Raw genomic sequence first — 16,983 nt, forward strand, 5'->3', positions numbered from 1 at the left:
CTCATGCGTACGTGTTGTATCTATCCTGTCGGCATGACCATGGCCGTGAAGCAACCCCCCGCCGCCGAACGCGTCTACAGTCACGTCAAACAAGGCGTCCTCGACCGCCGTTACGAGGGCGGCACGCTGCTCACCGAGGGCGAGCTCGCCGAAGCCGTCGGGGTCTCCCGCACCCCGGTGCGCGAGGCGCTGCTGCGCCTGGAGGTCGAGGGGCTGCTCAAGCTCTACCCGAAGAAGGGCGCCCTGGTCCTGCCCGTCTCCGCCCAGGAGATCGCGGACGTCGTCGAGACCCGGCTGCTCGTCGAGGAGCACGCCGCCCGCAAGGCCGTCCCCGCGCCGCCCGCGCTGATCGAGCGGCTGGAGGAGCTGCTGGAGCGGCAGCAGCGGGAGGCCGCGACCGGCGACCTGGCCGCCGTGGCGGTCACCGACCGCTGCTTCCACGCCGAGATCGTCCGCAGCGGCGGCAACGAGATCCTCTCCCGCCTCTACGACCAGCTGCGCGACCGCCAGCTGCGCATGGGCGTCGCCGTCATGCACTCCCACCCCGACCGCATCGCCAAGAACATCACCGAGCACCGGGAGATCCTCGACGCCCTGCGCGCCGGGGACGCCGACGCCGCCGTCGCCCTCGTCCACCGGCACGTCGGCTGGTTCTCCCACCTGGCCCGGGGTGAGGTGCGGTGAGCGCGGCCCCGGTCAGTCTGCCGGGCGACCCTCCGGGCGGGCGGCGCGCCGCCGCCGTGTGGGGCATCGGTGTCGCCGTCTACTTCGTCGCCGTCATCTTCCGTACGTCGCTGGGGGTCGCCGGACTCGACGCGGCCGACCGCTTCGACGTGGGCGCCTCGGCCCTGTCGACGTTCTCGATCCTCCAGCTGCTGGTGTACGCGGGCATGCAGATACCCGTCGGCCTGCTCGTCGACCGGCTCGGCACCAAGAAGGTGCTGGGCCTCGGCGTCGTCCTGTTCACGCTCGGCCAGCTGGGCTTCGCCCTCTCGCCCTCCTACGGCATGGCGCTGGCCTCCCGCGCGCTGCTGGGCTGCGGTGACGCGATGACGTTCATCAGCGTGCTGCGGCTCGGCGGCCGCTGGTTCCCCGCCCGGCGCGGGCCGCTGATCGCACAGCTCGCGGGGCTGGTGGGGATGGCCGGCAACCTCGTCTCCACGCTGGTGCTGGCGCGGCTGCTGCACGGGATCGGCTGGACGGCCGCGTTCGGCGGCAGCGCGCTGGCGGGCGTCGTGGTGTTCGTGCTGTTGCTGCTGTTCCTCAAGGACCATCCCGAAGGGCACGAGCCGGAGCCCGTGACGCATCAGGGGGCCGCGTACGTGCGGCGGCAGATCGCCGCGTCCTGGCGGGAGCCGGGGACCCGGCTGGGGCTGTGGGTGCACTTCACCACCCAGTTCCCGGCGATGGTGTTCCTGCTGCTGTGGGGGCTGCCGTATCTCGTCGAGGCGCAGGGGCTGTCCCGCGGGACCGCGGGATCCCTGCTGACGCTGGTCGTGCTGTCCAACATGGCCGTCGGGCTCGTCTACGGCCAGATCGTCGCCCGGCACCACGAGGCGCGGCTGCCGCTGGCGCTGGGGACCGTGGGGGCGACGGCTGTGCTGTGGGCGGTGACGCTGTACTGGCCGGGGGAGCGGGCGCCGATGTGGCTGCTCGTGGTGCTGTGCGCGGTGCTGGGGGCGTGCGGGCCGGCCTCGATGATCGGGTTCGACTTCGCGCGGCCGGCGAATCCGCCGGAGCGGCAGGGGACGGCGTCCGGGATCACCAACATGGGCGGTTTCGTGGCGTCCATGACGACGCTGTTCGGGGTCGGGGCGCTGCTGGACGCGACCGGGGACGACTACCGGGTGGCGTTCTCCGTGGTGTTCGTGCTCCAGCTGTTCGGCGTCGGACAGATCCTGCGGCTGCGCAAGAGGGCGGCCCGGCGGGAGCGGGAGCGGTTGGTCGCCAGCCGGGTGGAGACGGTGCACGTCCCGGCGTAGCCGTCTCCGCCCCCGCGCCTCCCGCCCCGGTCTCCCGCCCAGGGGGTCTCCCGCCCCGGTCTCCGCCCCGGCCTGCGCCCTGGTCTCCGTCCGGGCTACTTCGTCACCGTGAAGTTCCGCAGGATCGCCGTCGACAGGTCCGGGTCGCCCTCCGTCTTCACCCTGTCGGCCACCGCCTCCGGCGTCACACGGCCGCAGGCGAGACGGACGTAGGTCTCCCAGTCGAGGGTGAGGGAGGCGGCGGGGCCGAGGGCGGGGGCGGTCTCGAGGGAGCCGCGGCCCTGGATGTCGACCCGGATGGTGCGCAGGAACTCGACGGGGCCGTGCACGTCGAAGACGATCGCGGAGCTGCGGGGGGCGCCGGCGCGGACGGCGACGACGTCGGGCAGGGCCTCCAGCAGGACGTCACGGACGATGTGCGCGCCGGGGGAGTCGAGGTTGCCGGGGCGGCCGAGGGCGGTGCGCAGGTCCTGCTCGTGGACCCACATCTCGAAGGCGTGGGTCCGCATCGACTCCTCCAGGGTCAGCTCCGCGCCCAGCGGCCCGCGCACCTTGGTACCGGGGTCCCGTGACTCGTTCCGCAGCTGACGGTTGCGGCGGATGACCGTGTACTCCAGCTCGGAGGTCATCTCCGGTGCCGTGTGGTGGCGGCGGACGTCGACCTGCATCTCCATGTAGCGCTGGTGCTCGTTGGTGACGTGGAACAGGTCGCGCGGCAGGGCGTGTATCGGCCGCGGGTCGCCGAGCATCTCGCAGTCCAGGCCGATCACATGGGACACGACGTCCCGTACGGACCAGCCCGGGCAGGGCGTGCGGCGGTTCCAGTCGGCCTCCACCAGGTCCCGCACCAGCTCGGATATCGCGTCGATGGAATGGGTCCAGGCGTCGGCGTAGGGCTGGAGGGTGGGATGCAGACTCACGGAACGGGACCCCTCGGCGGTCGATCACGGGCAGGTGGTGGCGGCGTTGCCAGTGGGAGGTGGCGGCGGTCGGCGGGTGTCTTGAGTGGCTAAGTTACGCTGCTTCAAGGCACCCGGTCAGTGCTTTCGTGTGACGATCGTAGGCCGCTGTGGACGACTCGAATCCCAGGACGGTGGTAGTGTGCGCGCCTCGCTGATCCAGATCGCCGTAGACGAGGGCGAATCGGTCGCCTCCCGCCGGCAGCGCGCGGCCGCGCTGGTGCGGGAACAGGCCGGGTCCGACCTGGTCGTCCTGCCGGAGCTGTGGACCACCGGGGCGTTCGCCTACGAGGAGTTCGGGCGCGAGGCGGAGCCGCTGGAGGGTCCGACGTACGAGGCCATGGCGAAGGCGGCGAGCGACGCGGGCGTCTGGCTGCACGCCGGCTCGATCCCCGAACGGGACCCCGAGGGCCCCCTCTACAACACCTCCCTCCTCTTCTCCCCCGCGGGCGACCTCGCCGCCGCCTACCGCAAGATCCACCGCTTCGGCTTCGACCAGGGCGAGGCGGTGCTCATGGGCGCGGGGCGCGAGCTGGTGACGGTCCGTCTGCCGGAGACGACCCTGGGCGTGGCCACCTGCTACGACCTCCGTTTCCCCGAACTCTTCCGCGGCCTCGTCGACAGGGGCGCCGAGACCCTGGTGATCCCCGCGGGCTGGCCGGAGCGCCGCCGGGCGCACTGGACGCTGCTGGCTCAGGCGCGGGCGGTGGAGAACCAGGCGTTCGTGCTCGCCTGTGGAACGGCCGGGACGCACGCGGGAGTTCCCCAGGCCGGTCACTCGATCGTGGTCGATCCCTGGGGCGAGGTCCTGGCGCAGGCGGGCGCCGGCGAGGAGGTCCTCACCGCCGAGTTCGACCCGCGCCGGGTCGCCACGACCCGCGAGCAGTTCCCGGCGCTGAAGGACAGGGTCCTGTGACCCGGCGGCGCCGGAGGCGGACTCCGTCGTCCCGCGCCCTCCGCGGCCGGCCTCAGTCCCCCTCCCGCTCCTTCTCCGCCAGGTGGATCACACACACCGCCACCGCGATCAGCAGCGCCGGATCGGCGTCCTCGCGGACGACGTCGACGCCGTAGGTGTCCCGGACGTGCAGCCAGCGGCGGGAGATCACCGCCAGCAGCTCACCGTCGTACTCGACGACGAACTCGCGGTCGACGATCTTCCCGCTGACGTCGAGCGCGGTGCCGTCGGCGAGGGTCACCCGGAAGTGGTTGCGCAGCAGCGACAGCCGTTTGCGCCGGATCGTCGCGAGCGGTCCGCCGTCCCGCTCGATCACCATCGTGTCCCGCAGGGCGAGCATCTTCTGCCGGATGTCGATCAGCACCCGCCCCTGGGCGTCCTTCAGCTCGAAGGTGTCCCGCAGCCGCATCGCCTTGCCGTCGACCAGGAACACCTTGTCGCCGCTGTCGTCCTCGATCCAGTAGTCGTCACCGAAGCCGAGGAGCCGGTCCCGCACCAGGAATCTCATGCGAGACCGCTTCCCCGCAGCGGGGCGCGGGCAAGCGCAAGGGCGGGCCGATGGAGTGACGGGACGTCAATGACACAGGTCAGCGGGGACATTGTGATAATCACGCGGTGAGAAGCAACGACGCGGCCGGATGCAGACGCATACCCGGCCCCAGATCCAGACCCGCGCGGGGCGCGGCGGCCACCGCGGCCCTGCTCGTCATCGCGCTGACCGGCACCACGGTCGCCGCGGTCGGCCGTGCGGCCGCCGATGACACCACCCCCACCGCCGGCCCCGCCCCGCTGACCGCCCCGCAGCGTGACCTGGGCCCCGCCGTGGCCGAGGACGAGGCGACGGCCCGCCTCCTCGCCCAGGCGCAGAACCGCCGTATCGAGATCCTGCCCGAGCGCACGGAGACCACCTCCACGTACGCCGACCCGGACGGCACCCTCACCACCGAGGCGTTCGCCGCCCAGGTCAGGGTGCGCGAGGACGGGCGGTGGAAGGACATCGACACCTCCCTGTCCGACACCGGCACCGCCCTGACCCCGCAGACCGCGGCCGCGCAGGTCGCCGTCTCCGACGGCGGCGACACCCGCCTGGCGGCCGTGTCGGACAGCGGCCGCACCTTCGGCCTCGGCTGGCAGGAGAAGCTGCCCAGCCCCACGGTGGACGGCGACACCGCCTCCTACGACCTCGGCGCGGGCGAGACGCTCCAGGTCACCGCGCTCCCCCAGGGCTTCTCGCAGAACGTGCTCCTCGACCGCGCGCCCGACGGCCCGGTCTCCTACCGCATCCCGCTGGAGCTGCGCGGACTCGCCCTCAGCGAGGCCGACTCCGGGCATCTGCTGCTCAAGGACGCGAGCGGCCGGCTGGTCGCCGAGGCGCCCGCGCCGATGATGTGGGACTCCAGCAAGGACGAGCGCTCGGGCGAGCCGGAGCGCCTCGCCCGGGTCGACGCCGAGATCGAGACCGCCGCCGACGGCGCGCAGACCCTCGTCCTCACCCCCGACGCGGACTTCCTCGCGGACGCCACCTATCCCGTGACGGTGGACCCGACGTCCACGCTCGCGGTGACCACGGACACCTGGGTGGCCACCAACTACCCCGACTCGCAGGTCTCCTCCACGGAGCTGAAGTCGGGCACGTACAACGCGGGTGAGACCAAGGCCCGTTCGTATCTGAAGTTCGACGTGTCGGCCTTCGAGGGCAAGCACATCACCGACACCAACCTGGCGCTGTACTCGTACTGGTCCTCGTCCTGCTCGACCGAGGGCGCCGGGACGCAGGTCCGCCGGATCACCTCCGCCTGGTCGTCCTCGTCCGTCACCTGGGACGCGCAGCCGACGACCACCACGACGGGCGCGGTCACGTCCACGGCCGCCAAGGGCTACTCGGACGCCTGCCCGGCCGGCACGGTCAACTTCGACCTCGACGAGATCGTGCAGGCATGGGCCGACGGCGCGGAGAACCACGGCATCCAGGTGCGCGGCGCGAGCGAGACCGACTCCCTGACCTGGCGCCGCTACCACTCGGCGAACCACGTCTCCGGCGACGGCCCGACCGAGCCGCATCTGACGGTCACGTACAACTCCTACCCGAGCACCCCGGTGCAGTTCCTGCCCGTGGCCGGTGCCGTCACCTCCGACGCCACCCCCACCCTGTGGGCGCGGGCCTCGGACGCGGACGCCGACCAGATCCGCTACACCTTCGAGATCTGGGACAACGCCCTGACCACCCGGAAGACCACCGGGAACTCCGCGTACGTGCTGTCCGGCCGGATGGGCACCTGGACCTCGGGCACGCTGCCCGCGGGCGTCTACAAGTGGCGGGTGCGGGCCTACGACACCACCGACCTGTCCAAGGCATGGTCCACCTGGCGCACCCTGACCGTCGACCCGACGGCCCCCGCCGCGCCCGGCGTCACCAGCACCAGCCACGCCTCCTCGACCGCCTGGTACGGCGCCGACGACTTCACCGGCACCCTCACCGCCGACGACACCAGTGGCATCGACGGGTACGCCGTGACGGTCGACCGGGCCCCGGCCACGAGCGCCGGCACCACCGTCACCCAGACCTCCACGGCCGTCACCGCCGCGGATCTGGCCGACGGCACCTGGTACGTCCACGCGGCCGCCCGCAACAAGGCGGGCCTGTGGTCGGCGACGCGGCACTTCCCGTTCAACGTCGACACCACGGCGCCCGGCGTCCCGGCGGTCACGTCGTCCACGCACCCGCTGGGCACGTCCACCTACGCGAGCCGCACCGCCTCCTTCGCCTGGACCGCGCCGGCCGACACCTCCGGCACGGCCGCGTACGCGGTGACGGTGGACCAGAACCCCTCCACGCTGCCCTCCAGCACGGCGGCCACCCAGAGCGCCGCGTCGTACACCACCACGGTGAACGCCGACGGCACCTGGTACCTGCACGTACGGGCCAAGGACCGGGCGGGCAACTGGGCCGCGTCCGCCGCCCACCACGCCTTCCGCGTCGACTCGACGCTGGGTCTGCTGCCGACGGTGACGTCCACCAGCCACCCGGACCAGACCGCCGCCTACCGGGCGACGGGCTTCACGGCGACCTGGCGCACCGACGCCGCCGCGGCCGGCTACAGCTACGCCCTGGACGACGCCGCGACGACGGTCCCGAACACCACGGCCGACTCCACCACCGCCTCGTACACCGGGACGGTCCCGGAGGGCACCTGGTATCTGCACGTCCGCGCGGTCGACGCCGCCGGGACCTGGGGGCCCACGGCCCACTACCGCCTGACCGTCGACACCACCGCGCCGGCCGCGCCCGCGGTCACCTCGCCGGACTTCCCCAGCGACGCGTGGGCCGGGGACATCGGTGACACCGGGACGTTCACGCTGAGCTCCGGCGACCCGGGCCTGGAGTCGTTCTCGTACTCCCTGGACGGCGGACCGGCCACCCAGGTCACCGCGGACGCGGCCGCCGAGCAGGTCCGGCTGACCCCGGCGAGCGACGGCAGCCACCGGCTGACGGTGACCGCCACCGACCGGGCGGGCAACACCTCCGCCGCGGCGGTGTACACCTTCCACGTGGGCGGTTCGGGCCTGACGGCTCCGCTGAACGGCGAGGAGGTCGGTCACGCGGTCACCCTGACCGCGGCCGGGCCCGCCTCCCTGACCGGCGCCACCTTCCAGTACCGGCGCTCCGACACCGACCCGTGGGCGGACATCCCCGCCTCGGCCGTCACCCGTGCCTTTGACGGCACCGCCGTCACCTGGCCGGTGGCGCTGACCGCCGGCGAGACCCCGGCCCTGACCTGGGACACCGGAGCCCTCGCGGCGGACGGCGACCTCCAGCTGCGGACGACCTTCACCGGTCCCCACTCCCCGGCGCCCTCCGACGTGGTCACCGTGCTGCTGGACCGGGTCCGGATCACCGACGAGGGCACCGACGCGGCCGGCCTGCTGGAGCCGACGAGCGTCCAGGTGCACGCCATGGACGCGGCCGAGGCGCGGGCGGAGGCGTCCCCCGACACCCTCGCCCCGCCCTACCTGGACCAGGACACCGGCCGGATCGTCGCGCCGGTCACCACCGCGCAGGCCCAGCCGGCGGCCACGGCGGCCATCGCGCTGACGGACATCCCGGTGGACGAGGGCACCGACAACGGCACGGTCGAGGACACCGCCGAGGCCGCCGACGGCACCACCACGACCGAGGACGGTGTGGCCGACCCCGCCCCGACGACGGACGCCACCGTGGTGCCCGTCACCGAGGTCGTCGCCCACAGCCAGGCCGAACTCGACTCCGTCGCCGACGAGATCCTGCTCCTGGAGGAGGCCGAGGTCCCCGGCGCCGACAAGCTTGCCACGGCGGTGGTCGACGCCGCGACCAACAAGGTCGTCGTGGAGATCGCCGCCCCGGACGACGCCCTCGCCGACCGGCTCGGCCGGCGCTACGGCACCGACATGGTCACCGTCCGCGTCAACCCCGGCGTGACCGAGCTCCAGGAGACGGCGAACCGGTGGAGCGACGTCAGCCCCTACAAGGGCGGTGCGGCCTACGAGTCCCACTGGCTGAACGGTGACCTGAACGACAAGATGGCCCAGTGCACCACCGGGTTCGCCTGGACGCACAACGGCAAGCCGTACCTCCTCACCGCGGGGCACTGCACCTACGCCGACGGCTACATGAACGCCTGGAACGGCCCCACCGTCGGCTTCGTCTCCGTCGACAACTGGGCCAACGGCAAGGGCTCGGTCAAGCTGTCCGGGCTCGGCTACTACTCCGGCGACCTGTCGCTGATCGACGTGATGGAGAACAAGTACAACGTCTCCGCGCGCATCTACAAGAAGGACAGCATCCTGCGCCGGGTCGCGGACCGGGCCACGTCCCGCTCCACGATCGGGCAGAAGGTGTGCTCCGGCGGCGCCCGCACCAGCGAGGTGTGCGGCTGGAAGGTCACCGAGACCAAGAAGCGGATCAACTTCAGCACCGGCGCGGTCGGGCAGAACCTGACCATCGCCGAGAAGAGCTCCGGAAAGTGCCTGATCAAGGGCGACTCCGGCGGACCGGTCTACACGATCCGGTCCAGCGGTTCGGTGACCGCCCGTGGCATCATCTCGGGTTCCGGCTGTGAGTCCGTCACCGATGACGGCGAGTGCGGTGACGCCTGGGACGGCGACTGCCGGCTCATCTTCACCGACATCTCCCTGGCTGAGAAGGCGCTGCCGGGGGTGGTCAAGAAGTGGTGACAGCCGCCGGGCGGGCCTCTCTGCCGATCGCCGTGGCCGCTCTGCTCGCCGCCGTCTCCGGCTGCGCCGAGCAGCAGCCCTGCGCGGGTGTGGGCGTGGTGCCCGGCGTCGTCGTGTACGTCGAGCCGGCCGGCTACGACGGTCTCTCGGGTGCCACGGCCGAACTGTGCGTGGACGGTGAGTGCGTCAGGCATCCGGTCGGGGCAGAGGGCATCACGAAGGTCAGCTCCGATCTGCCCGACGGCGTCGACCCGGACCGCGTCACCGTCCGCCTCCGCGTCACCCGTGCCGGGGCCACGGCACCGTTCGTCGACGACACCGTGGACAAGAAGCTGAGCTTCCAGTCCGACGAGTGCGGCGGCGGCGCCCGCCGAGGCGGGCTCGCCTTCACCAAGGAGGACGGCCTGACGCCGGCCGTGCCGAAGAAGGTCGGCGAGGCGTGGATGCGGCAGATCAGGGCCGAGGCCACCGCCCCGCCCGACCCGTCGCTCTCCCCCTGATCCGGGGACACCCGGCGCCCGGTCCCTCCCCGCGAGGGGCCGGGCGCCCTCATGTGGTCACGGCGAACCGCCGCCGGTACGCCGAAGGGCTCAGCCCCGTCTCCCGCCGGAGCCGGGCGCGCAGATTGGCGGCCGTGCCGAGACCGCTCAGCCGGGCCACCACGTCCAGCCGTTCCTCGCCGCGCTCGATCAGCCGGCAGGCCAGGGCCACCCGTTCGCCCGTCAGCCAGGCCAGCGGGGTGGTGCCGAGCTGGGCCTTGAAGCGGCGGTGGAGGGTGGCGGGGGACACGGCGGCCCGCGCCGCGAGGTCCGCCACCGTCAGCGGCTCGGCCAGGCGTTCCTGGGCCCAGGCCAGCAGCGGGCCCAGCGACTCGTCCCGGACGTCCGGCACCGGCCGCTCCACGAACTGCCGCTGGCCGCCGTCACGGTGGGCGGCGAACACCAGCCGCCGGGAGACGTGGTTGGCGATCTCGGCACCGTGGTCACGGCGTACGACGTGCAGGCCCAGGTCGAGCGCGGAGGCGCTGCCGGAGGCGGTGAGGATGTCTCCGTCGTCGACGAAGAGCACGTCCGGCTCCAGGAGCACCTGCGGGAAGCGGGACCGGAACGAATCCGCCCACATCCAGTGGCAGGCCGCCCGCCGGCCGTCCAGCAGCCCGGCCTCGGCGAGGGTGAACGCGCCCGAGCAGAAGCCGATCAGCCGGGCGCCGCGCGCATGGGCGCGCCGGACGGTGTCCAGCACCTCGGGGGAGCGGGGGACGTCCGTGTCGGGCCGGTTCGGCACGATCAGCGTGTCCGCCTCCTCGGCCGCCTCCAGTCCGGCGACACCGGTCAGGGTGAAGAAGCCGTCCCTCATCCGTGTCAGGGGGTCCGCCGCGCACAGCCGGAAGTCGTAGAGCCTGCGCCCCAGTTCGGGGCGGTCGAGGCCGAAGATCTCGATGGCGCAGCTCATCTCGAACGGGTTGGAGTTCGCGTCGACGACCAGCACCACACGGTGAGAGGATTCTTGCGGCATATGCGATTCCTAGCACTCGCGGCCGCCGCGCGCCACGGTCAGGATCGGCGTATGACCAAGGAAACCGCCGAGGAACCCGTCTCCCTGTCCGCCGCGCTCGCCTCCTTCACCGCACAGTGGAGCCCCCGTATCGTCGCCACCGTCAACGACTACGACGTCCGCGTCGCCAAGGTCGAGGGCGAGCATCTGTGGCACGCGCACGACGACACCGACGAGTTCTTCCTCGTCCTGACCGGCGAACTCCACATCGGCCTGCGCGAGGCGGACGGCGAGCGCACCGTCGTACTGCCGCAGGGCTCGGTGTTCACCGTCCCGCGCGGTACGGAGCACAAGCCGTACGCGCCTGTGCCCACCGAGATCCTGCTGCTGGAGCCCACCGGAACCTCCACCGTGGGCGACCGCCACGAGGAGATCCCGTCCCATGTGGACGCGACGACGGGCCACGCTCTGGCGTGACTCACACGCCGTATCCGTCGCTGTAGCCGTCGCGCCGGTGGTGGTGATGATGAACGTCGTCGTCGACCACCGGCGTGGCCGGCGGGACGACCACCCGCCGCCGGCGGGCGATGCTGCTGAACGTGGTGACGCCGATGAGGCCGACGATCATGAGGATGACGCCGACCACGTCGAGGTTGACTCCCCTCATGTCCCAGTCGGTCGCGAACGTGAGGATGGCTCCCACGGCGATGAGGATGATGCATCCGCCCAGGCCCATCAGAGCTGCCTCCCTCGTAGGGATGTCGTGGTGCTCGGAGAGGGTCCGGGTACCCGGACCCTCCCGATGGACACCCCCGCGGGCCGGATCAGCCTTCCAGGAACGCCGTCAGCGCGCGGGTCAGCAGCAACGGGTCCTCGGCGCCGCACAGTTCGCGGACGCTGTGCATGGACAGGATCGCCACACCGATGTCGACCGTGCGGATGCCGTGCCGGGCGGCGGTGATCGGGCCGATCGTGGTGCCGCAGGGCATGGAGTTGTGCGAGACGAACGACTGGAAGGGGACGCCCGCCTTCTCGCAGGCCGCCGCGAAGACCGCCCTGCCGGAACCGTCGGTGGCGTAGCGGTTGTTGACGTTGACCTTGAGGATCGGGCCGCCGTTGACCCGCGGGTGGTGCGTCGGGTCGTGCCGCTCGGCGTAGTTGGGGTGCACGGCGTGACCGGTGTCGGAGGACAGGCAGACCGTGCCCGCGAAGGCCCGCGCCCGGTCCTCGTACGACCCGCCGCGCGCGAACACCGAGCGCTCCAGGACACCGCCGAGCAGCGGGCCGTCGGCGCCGGTGTCGGACTGGGAGCCGTTCTCCTCGTGGTCGAAGGCGGCCAGCACCGGGATGCAGGGCAGGTCCGTGCCGCCGGCCGCGACGGCCGTCAGGGCGCTCACCCCCGCGTGCACCGACAGCAGGTTGTCCATGCGCGGCCCGGCCACCAGCTCGCGGTCCCGGCCGAGATAGGCGGGGGCCTCCACGGAGTGGGTCATCAGGTCCCAGCCGGTGACCTCACCCGCCGGGATGCCCGACTCCTCCTCCAGGAAGGCGATCAGGTCGCCGCCGCGGACGTCGTCGCCGAGCCCCCACACCGGCTGCAGATGGCGCTGCTTGTCGAGCTTGAGCCCCTCGGAGGACACCGACCGGTCGAGGTGGATGGCGAGTTGGGGGACCCGCAGCAGCGGGCGGTCGACGTTCACCAGGCGGGTCGAGCCGTCCCGCAGGGTCAGGCGGCCGGCCAGGCCCAGGTCGCGGTCGAGCCAGGAGTTGAGCAGCGGCCCGCCGTAGATCTCCACGGCCACCTGGCGCCAGCCGTGCGCCCCGGTGTCGGGCTGGGGCTTGACCCGCAGGTTGGGGGAGTCGGTGTGCGCGCCGACGATACGGAACGGCGTGTGGGGCGCCGCGCCCTCGGGGACGTACCAGGCCACGATCGCGCCGCCGCGCGTCACGTACTTGCCGCCGTGCGTGCCGTCCCAGGCGTCCGTCTCCGCGACGTGCCGGAAACCGGCCTTCTCCAGGCGCTCCGTCGCGCTCGCCACGGCGTGGTACGGCGTGGGGCTGGCGGCGAGGAAGGACATGAGGTCGTCGGTGTGGCCGCGGTCGCTGCGGGGGGGTTCGCTCATGGGTTCACCTTAACGACGTACGAGGGCCCGCTCCCCCTGTTGGAGAGCGGGCCCTCGGGAAGGTCTGCAGCCGTACTAGAACGCGGCCTCGTCCAGCTCCATGAGGTCCAGCTCGACGTTCTCCGAGACCTTGCGGGCCAGGGTCACGCCGGGCAGGACGTTGGCCGCGAAGAACTTCGCCGCCGCGATCTTGCCGGTGTAGAACGCCTTGTCCTTGGCGGAGGCCGTCGGCAGCTTCTCGGCGGCCACCGCGGCGCCCTTGAGCAGCAGGTAGCCGACGATCACGTCACCGGAGGCCATCAGCAGGCGGGTGGTGTTCAGACCCACCTTGTAGATGTTCTTGACGTCCTGCTCGGTGGCCGCGAGGTCGGTCAGCATCAGGCCGACGATGGCCTCCAGCTCGACGGCCGCCTTCGCCAGGTGCTCACGGGCGCCGGCCAGCTCGTCGCCGCCGGTGCCGAGCGCCAGGAACTTCTTGATGTCCTCGGCGAGGGAGTTCAGGGCGGCACCCTGGTTGCGGACGATCTTCCGGAAGAAGAAGTCCTGGCCCTGGATGGCCGTGGTGCCCTCGTACAGGGTGTCGATCTTGGAGTCCCGGATGTACTGCTCGATCGGGTACTCCTGGAGGAAGCCGGAGCCGCCGAAGGTCTGCAGCGACTGGGCGAGCTGCTCGTAGCCCTTCTCGGAGCCGTAGCCCTTGACGATCGGCAGGAGCAGGTCGTTCAGCGCGTGCTCGGCCTTGGCGTCCTCGCCCGCGGCCTCCTTGACCTGGATCGCGTCCTGGATGGAGGCGGTGTAGAGGACGAGGGCGCGCATGCCCTCCGCGTACGCCTTCTGCGTGATCAGCGAGCGGCGCACGTCCGGGTGGTGGGTGATGGTGACCTTGGGCGCGGTCTTGTCCATGAAGTTCGCCAGGTCGGGGCCCTGGACGCGCTCCTTGGCGTACTCCAGGGCGTTGAGGTAGCCCGTGGAGAGGGTGGAGATCGCCTTCGTGCCGACCATCATGCGGGCGAACTCGATGATGCGGAACATCTGGCGGATGCCGTCGTGCTTGTCGCCGATCAGCCAGCCCTTGGCGGGGTGCTGGTCGCCGAAGGTCATCTCGCAGGTGTTGGACGCCTTCAGGCCCATCTTGTGCTCGACGTTGGTGGCGTAGACGCCGTTGCGCTCGCCCAGCTCGCCGGTCTCGAAGTCGAAGAGGTACTTCGGGACGAGGAAGAGGGACAGGCCCTTGGTGCCGGGGCCGGCGCCCTCGGGACGCGCCAGCACGTAGTGGAGGATGTTCTCCGACATGTCGTGCTCACCGGAGGTGATGAACCGCTTCACGCCCTCGATGTGCCAGGAGCCGTCCTCCTGCTGGATCGCCTTGGTGCGGCCGGCGCCCACGTCCGAGCCGGCGTCCGGCTCGGTGAGGACCATCGTCGAGCCCCACTGCTTCTCGGTGGCGATCTTGGCGATGTGCTTCTGGACCTCGTTGCCCTCCTCGAAGAGGATGCCGGCGAACGCCGGGCCGGAGGAGTACATCCACACGGCCGGGTTGGCGCCCAGGATCAGCTCGGCGTAGGCCCAGATGAGGGAGCGCGGGGCGGTGGTGCCGCCGATCTCCTCCGGGATGCCGAGGCGCCAGTACTCGGAGTCCATGAACGCCTGGTAGCTCTTCTTGAAGGACTCCGGGACCGGAGCGGTGTTGGTCTCCGGGTCGAAGACCGGCGGGTTGCGGTCGGCGTCGGCGAAGGACTCGGCCAGCTCGTTCTCGGAGAGGCGGGTCAGCTCCTCCAGGACGCTCTTGGCGGTGTCGACGTCCATCTCCTCGAACGGGCCGGTGCCGTACAGCTTGTCGCGGCCGAGCACCTCGAAGAGGTTGAACTCGATGTCCCGGAGATTCGACTTGTAGTGCCCCATGGCGACGGCTCCGTAGAGAGATCGGCGAGGCACTGACTCCTCGCGACTGATTCACGTACCAGCAAGTAGCTACGATGATGCTACCCGCCAGTAATAAGACGCAACCCCGATCCGCGCTTCTGTGACGCTCCCAACGCGCCCCTGCCGGCCGGGTGAAGCCGTACCGCCGTACCGGGCCTCCTCCGTAACCGTCTCGCTACGTTCGGTGACTGATCGTTCTTCGCCCTGTGCTCGGAGGCACCTCATGCGACGACTCCTCACCAGGCTCGGCGGCCTCGCGGCGGCGGCCCTGCTGACCGCCGGACCGGTCCCGCCCGCTCAGGCGGCCGAACCGGCGTACTTCGTGATCACGGACGTCACCCAGGAGGAGATGGTCCTCCGCCTCGACGATCCGGCGAAGATCGAGCACGCCCGCGACCTGCTGAACGGGGCGACCGGGGAAAGGCCCCATGTCGTCGGGCGGATCGTCAAGAGCCAGGCGGACTACAACCCCCGCTGGAGCTTCCACTACGACCCGGGGACGGTCGACTTCTTCGAGGCGGCCATCGAAATCTGCGACGCGACCATCCCCTATGTCGAGGACCACCTCGACGAGGCCGGCGGCGCCTTCCTGCCCGGTCTGGTCTGGTGCCCCTGGACCTCGCGCGTGGTACGGGAGATTCCGGCTCCGTAGGCCGGACGGGCGGGGCGGCTCGGTAGGCTGAGGCCCATGTACGGATACGGCCAGCCCATGGACGGGGGCGGTGCGCAGCAGCAGTACGCCGCGCCGCAGCAGCCCGGTTACGGCCAGCAGGCGCCCCTGTACCCCGAGCCGTCCCCGCCCTCGCTCGCCGACGCGGTGCGGGCCTTCACCACCGGGCAGATGGCGGCCGAGGACTTCCAGCAGGTCTTCGCGACCTCCAAGGTGTACTGCCCGCGGGGTGACAACCCCGGATTCCTCGCGCTGCACAACACCCAGCAGCCGGTGATCCCGATGTTCACCTCGCTGAAGGAGCTGCGCCGGTACGCGGGCAAGGAGTCCAAGTACTTCGTCATCACCGGCGCCGAGGTGATCGATCTGCTGCCCACCGGCTACGGCTTCGTCCTGGACATGGAGGGCGAGCACCGGATCGTCTTCGACGCGAAGGCGGTCGAGCAGATGGTCGAGTTCGCGATGCGGCGGATGTACGGCTAGACGCCGTCGCGGACGGCCGACGCGGACGGCGTCCGCAGGGCCCGGAGGGAATGTCCTCCGGGCCTTTCTCGTTCTGGGTGGCAGGAAGTTCAATGCTCAACTAAACTGGGCGTACCAAGGAGGTACCGACATGCCTGCAGTGACCGTCGAGAACCCGTTGACGCTGCCCCGTGTGACCGCTTCCGCCGATGCCGTGGCACGTCCCGTGCTCGCGGTCACGACCGCGCCGAGCGGTTTCGAGGGCGAGGGATTCCCGGTGCGCCGAGCGTTCGCCGGGATCAACTACCGCTACCTGGACCCGTTCATCATGATGGACCAGATGGGCGAGGTGGAGTACGCGCCGGGCGAGCCCAAGGGCACCCCCTGGCATCCGCACCGCGGCTTCGAGACCGTCACCTACATCATCGACGGGATCTTCGACCACCAGGACTCCCACGGGGGCGGCGGCACCATCACCAACGGCGACACCCAGTGGATGACGGCGGGCTCCGGCCTGCTGCACATCGAGGCGCCCCCGGAGCACCTGGTGATGTCCGGCGGCCTCTTCCACGGGCTCCAGCTGTGGGTGAACCTGCCCGCCAAGGACAAGATGATGGCCCCGCGCTACCAGGACATCCGCGGCGGCCAGGTCCAGCTGCTCACCTCGCCGGACGGCGGTGCGCTGATGCGCGTCATCGCCGGTGAGCTGGACGGCCACGCCGGTCCCGGCATCACCCACACGCCGATCACCATGATCCACGCGACGCTGGCGGCGGGCGCCGAGATCACCCTGCCCTGGCGGGAGGACTTCAACGGCCTGGCGTACGTGCTGGCGGGCCGGGGCGCGGTCGGTGCCGAGCGCCGTCCGATCCAGATGGGGCAGACCGCGGTCTTCGGCGCCGGCGGTTCGCTGACCGTCCGCGCGGACGACAAGCAGGACTCCCACACGCCGGATCTGGAGGTCGTGCTCCTGGGCGGGCAGCCGATCCGGGAGCCCATGGCGCACTACGGTCCGTTCGTCATGAACACCAAGGACGAACTGATGCAGGCGTTCGAGGACTTCCAGAAGGGCCGCCTCGGCACCGTCCCGGCGGTCCACGGCATGGACGCGAGCGGCCCGGACGCGTGATGCCACCGGCGGGAGTGCAGGGGCCTGTGGCCTGACGGCACGGCAGGGGAGCGGAGGGCCGGCCTGTGGCCTGCC

General features: G+C 71.4%; 15 protein-coding genes. 9 read left to right on the forward strand and 6 right to left on the reverse strand.

Annotation, left to right across the window (positions count from 1 at the left end):
* The first annotated feature begins 33 nt into the window (after nt 1–33).
* Both ACSU6M_RS17650 and ACSU6M_RS17655 read left to right on the forward strand, forming a co-directional pair.
* The gene (locus ACSU6M_RS17650; protein WP_437070702.1) at nt 34–684 is read left to right on the forward strand and encodes a GntR family transcriptional regulator; all 651 of its coding nucleotides are present in this window, start codon (nt 34–36) and stop codon (nt 682–684) included.
* On the forward strand, nt 681–1,982 hold the full coding sequence (locus ACSU6M_RS17655; RefSeq protein WP_437070703.1) for an MFS transporter: 1,302 nt from the start codon (nt 681–683) through the stop codon (nt 1,980–1,982). The genes ACSU6M_RS17650 and ACSU6M_RS17655 overlap by 4 nt, the downstream gene beginning before the upstream one ends.
* Nucleotides 1,983–2,077: 95 nt before the next feature.
* On the opposite strand, the gene ACSU6M_RS17660 is transcribed toward ACSU6M_RS17655, so the two are convergent.
* On the reverse strand, nt 2,078–2,902 hold the full coding sequence (locus ACSU6M_RS17660) for a maleylpyruvate isomerase family mycothiol-dependent enzyme (protein ID WP_437070704.1): 825 nt from the start codon (nt 2,900–2,902) through the stop codon (nt 2,078–2,080).
* Nucleotides 2,903–3,083: 181 nt separating this feature from the next.
* Between ACSU6M_RS17660 and ACSU6M_RS17665 the strand changes: the two genes are divergently transcribed.
* The gene (locus tag ACSU6M_RS17665; protein ID WP_437070705.1) at nt 3,084–3,857 is read left to right on the forward strand and encodes a carbon-nitrogen family hydrolase; all 774 of its coding nucleotides are present in this window, start codon (nt 3,084–3,086) and stop codon (nt 3,855–3,857) included.
* A 52-nt stretch (nt 3,858–3,909) separates the two neighbouring features.
* Here ACSU6M_RS17665 and ACSU6M_RS17670 read toward each other — a convergent pair whose 3' ends face one another.
* Complete coding sequence (locus ACSU6M_RS17670) at nt 3,910–4,404, reverse strand: LURP-one-related/scramblase family protein (protein WP_437070706.1); 495 nt, start codon at nt 4,402–4,404, stop codon at nt 3,910–3,912.
* Nucleotides 4,405–4,511: 107 nt separating this feature from the next.
* Here ACSU6M_RS17670 and ACSU6M_RS17675 point away from each other — a divergent pair, with 107 nt between their 5' ends.
* On the forward strand, nt 4,512–9,107 hold the full coding sequence (locus tag ACSU6M_RS17675; protein WP_437070707.1) for a DNRLRE domain-containing protein: 4,596 nt from the start codon (nt 4,512–4,514) through the stop codon (nt 9,105–9,107).
* Complete coding sequence (locus ACSU6M_RS17680) at nt 9,104–9,607, forward strand: hypothetical protein (protein ID WP_437070708.1); 504 nt, start codon at nt 9,104–9,106, stop codon at nt 9,605–9,607. The genes ACSU6M_RS17675 and ACSU6M_RS17680 overlap by 4 nt, the downstream gene beginning before the upstream one ends.
* A gap of 49 nt (nt 9,608–9,656) precedes the next feature.
* On the opposite strand, the gene ACSU6M_RS17685 is transcribed toward ACSU6M_RS17680, so the two are convergent.
* Nucleotides 9,657–10,622 carry a GlxA family transcriptional regulator gene (locus tag ACSU6M_RS17685; protein ID WP_437070709.1) on the reverse strand — a complete coding sequence of 322 codons (966 nt, stop codon included), beginning with the start codon at nt 10,620–10,622 and terminating at the stop codon, nt 9,657–9,659.
* A gap of 51 nt (nt 10,623–10,673) precedes the next feature.
* On the opposite strand from ACSU6M_RS17685, the gene ACSU6M_RS17690 reads away from it, so the two are divergent.
* On the forward strand, nt 10,674–11,078 hold the full coding sequence (locus ACSU6M_RS17690) for a cupin domain-containing protein (protein ID WP_437070710.1): 405 nt from the start codon (nt 10,674–10,676) through the stop codon (nt 11,076–11,078).
* Nucleotide 11,079: 1 nt separating this feature from the next.
* Here ACSU6M_RS17690 and ACSU6M_RS17695 read toward each other — a convergent pair whose 3' ends face one another.
* The 3 genes from ACSU6M_RS17695 to ACSU6M_RS17705 form a co-directional block, all read right to left on the reverse strand.
* Nucleotides 11,080–11,337 (reverse strand): DUF6458 family protein, encoded by a 258-nt coding sequence (locus ACSU6M_RS17695; protein ID WP_437070711.1) that lies wholly within the window; start codon nt 11,335–11,337, stop codon nt 11,080–11,082.
* Between the two features lie 88 nt (nt 11,338–11,425).
* Nucleotides 11,426–12,724: a M18 family aminopeptidase gene (locus ACSU6M_RS17700; RefSeq protein ID WP_437070712.1), complete on the reverse strand. Its 1,299-nt coding sequence runs from the start codon at nt 12,722–12,724 to the stop codon at nt 11,426–11,428.
* 75 nt (nt 12,725–12,799) lie between these two features.
* Entirely contained in the window at nt 12,800–14,626 is a 1,827-nt protein-coding gene (locus ACSU6M_RS17705) for an acyl-CoA dehydrogenase (protein ID WP_437075198.1), read from the reverse strand.
* 244 nt (nt 14,627–14,870) lie between these two features.
* Here ACSU6M_RS17705 and ACSU6M_RS17710 point away from each other — a divergent pair, with 244 nt between their 5' ends.
* From ACSU6M_RS17710 to ACSU6M_RS17720, 3 genes are all read left to right on the forward strand, one after another.
* Nucleotides 14,871–15,299 carry a BP74-related protein gene (locus ACSU6M_RS17710; protein ID WP_437070713.1) on the forward strand — a complete coding sequence of 143 codons (429 nt, stop codon included), beginning with the start codon at nt 14,871–14,873 and terminating at the stop codon, nt 15,297–15,299.
* Between the two features lie 36 nt (nt 15,300–15,335).
* Nucleotides 15,336–15,800 (forward strand): SseB family protein, encoded by a 465-nt coding sequence (locus tag ACSU6M_RS17715; protein WP_437070714.1) that lies wholly within the window; start codon nt 15,336–15,338, stop codon nt 15,798–15,800.
* 130 nt (nt 15,801–15,930) lie between these two features.
* Entirely contained in the window at nt 15,931–16,908 is a 978-nt protein-coding gene (locus ACSU6M_RS17720) for a pirin family protein (protein ID WP_437070715.1), read from the forward strand.
* Nucleotides 16,909–16,983 lie beyond the last annotated feature (75 nt).

Origin of the sequence: Streptomyces sp. enrichment culture, assembly GCF_964272895.1 — a bacterium.
GTDB lineage: Bacteria > Actinomycetota > Actinomycetes > Streptomycetales > Streptomycetaceae > Streptomyces.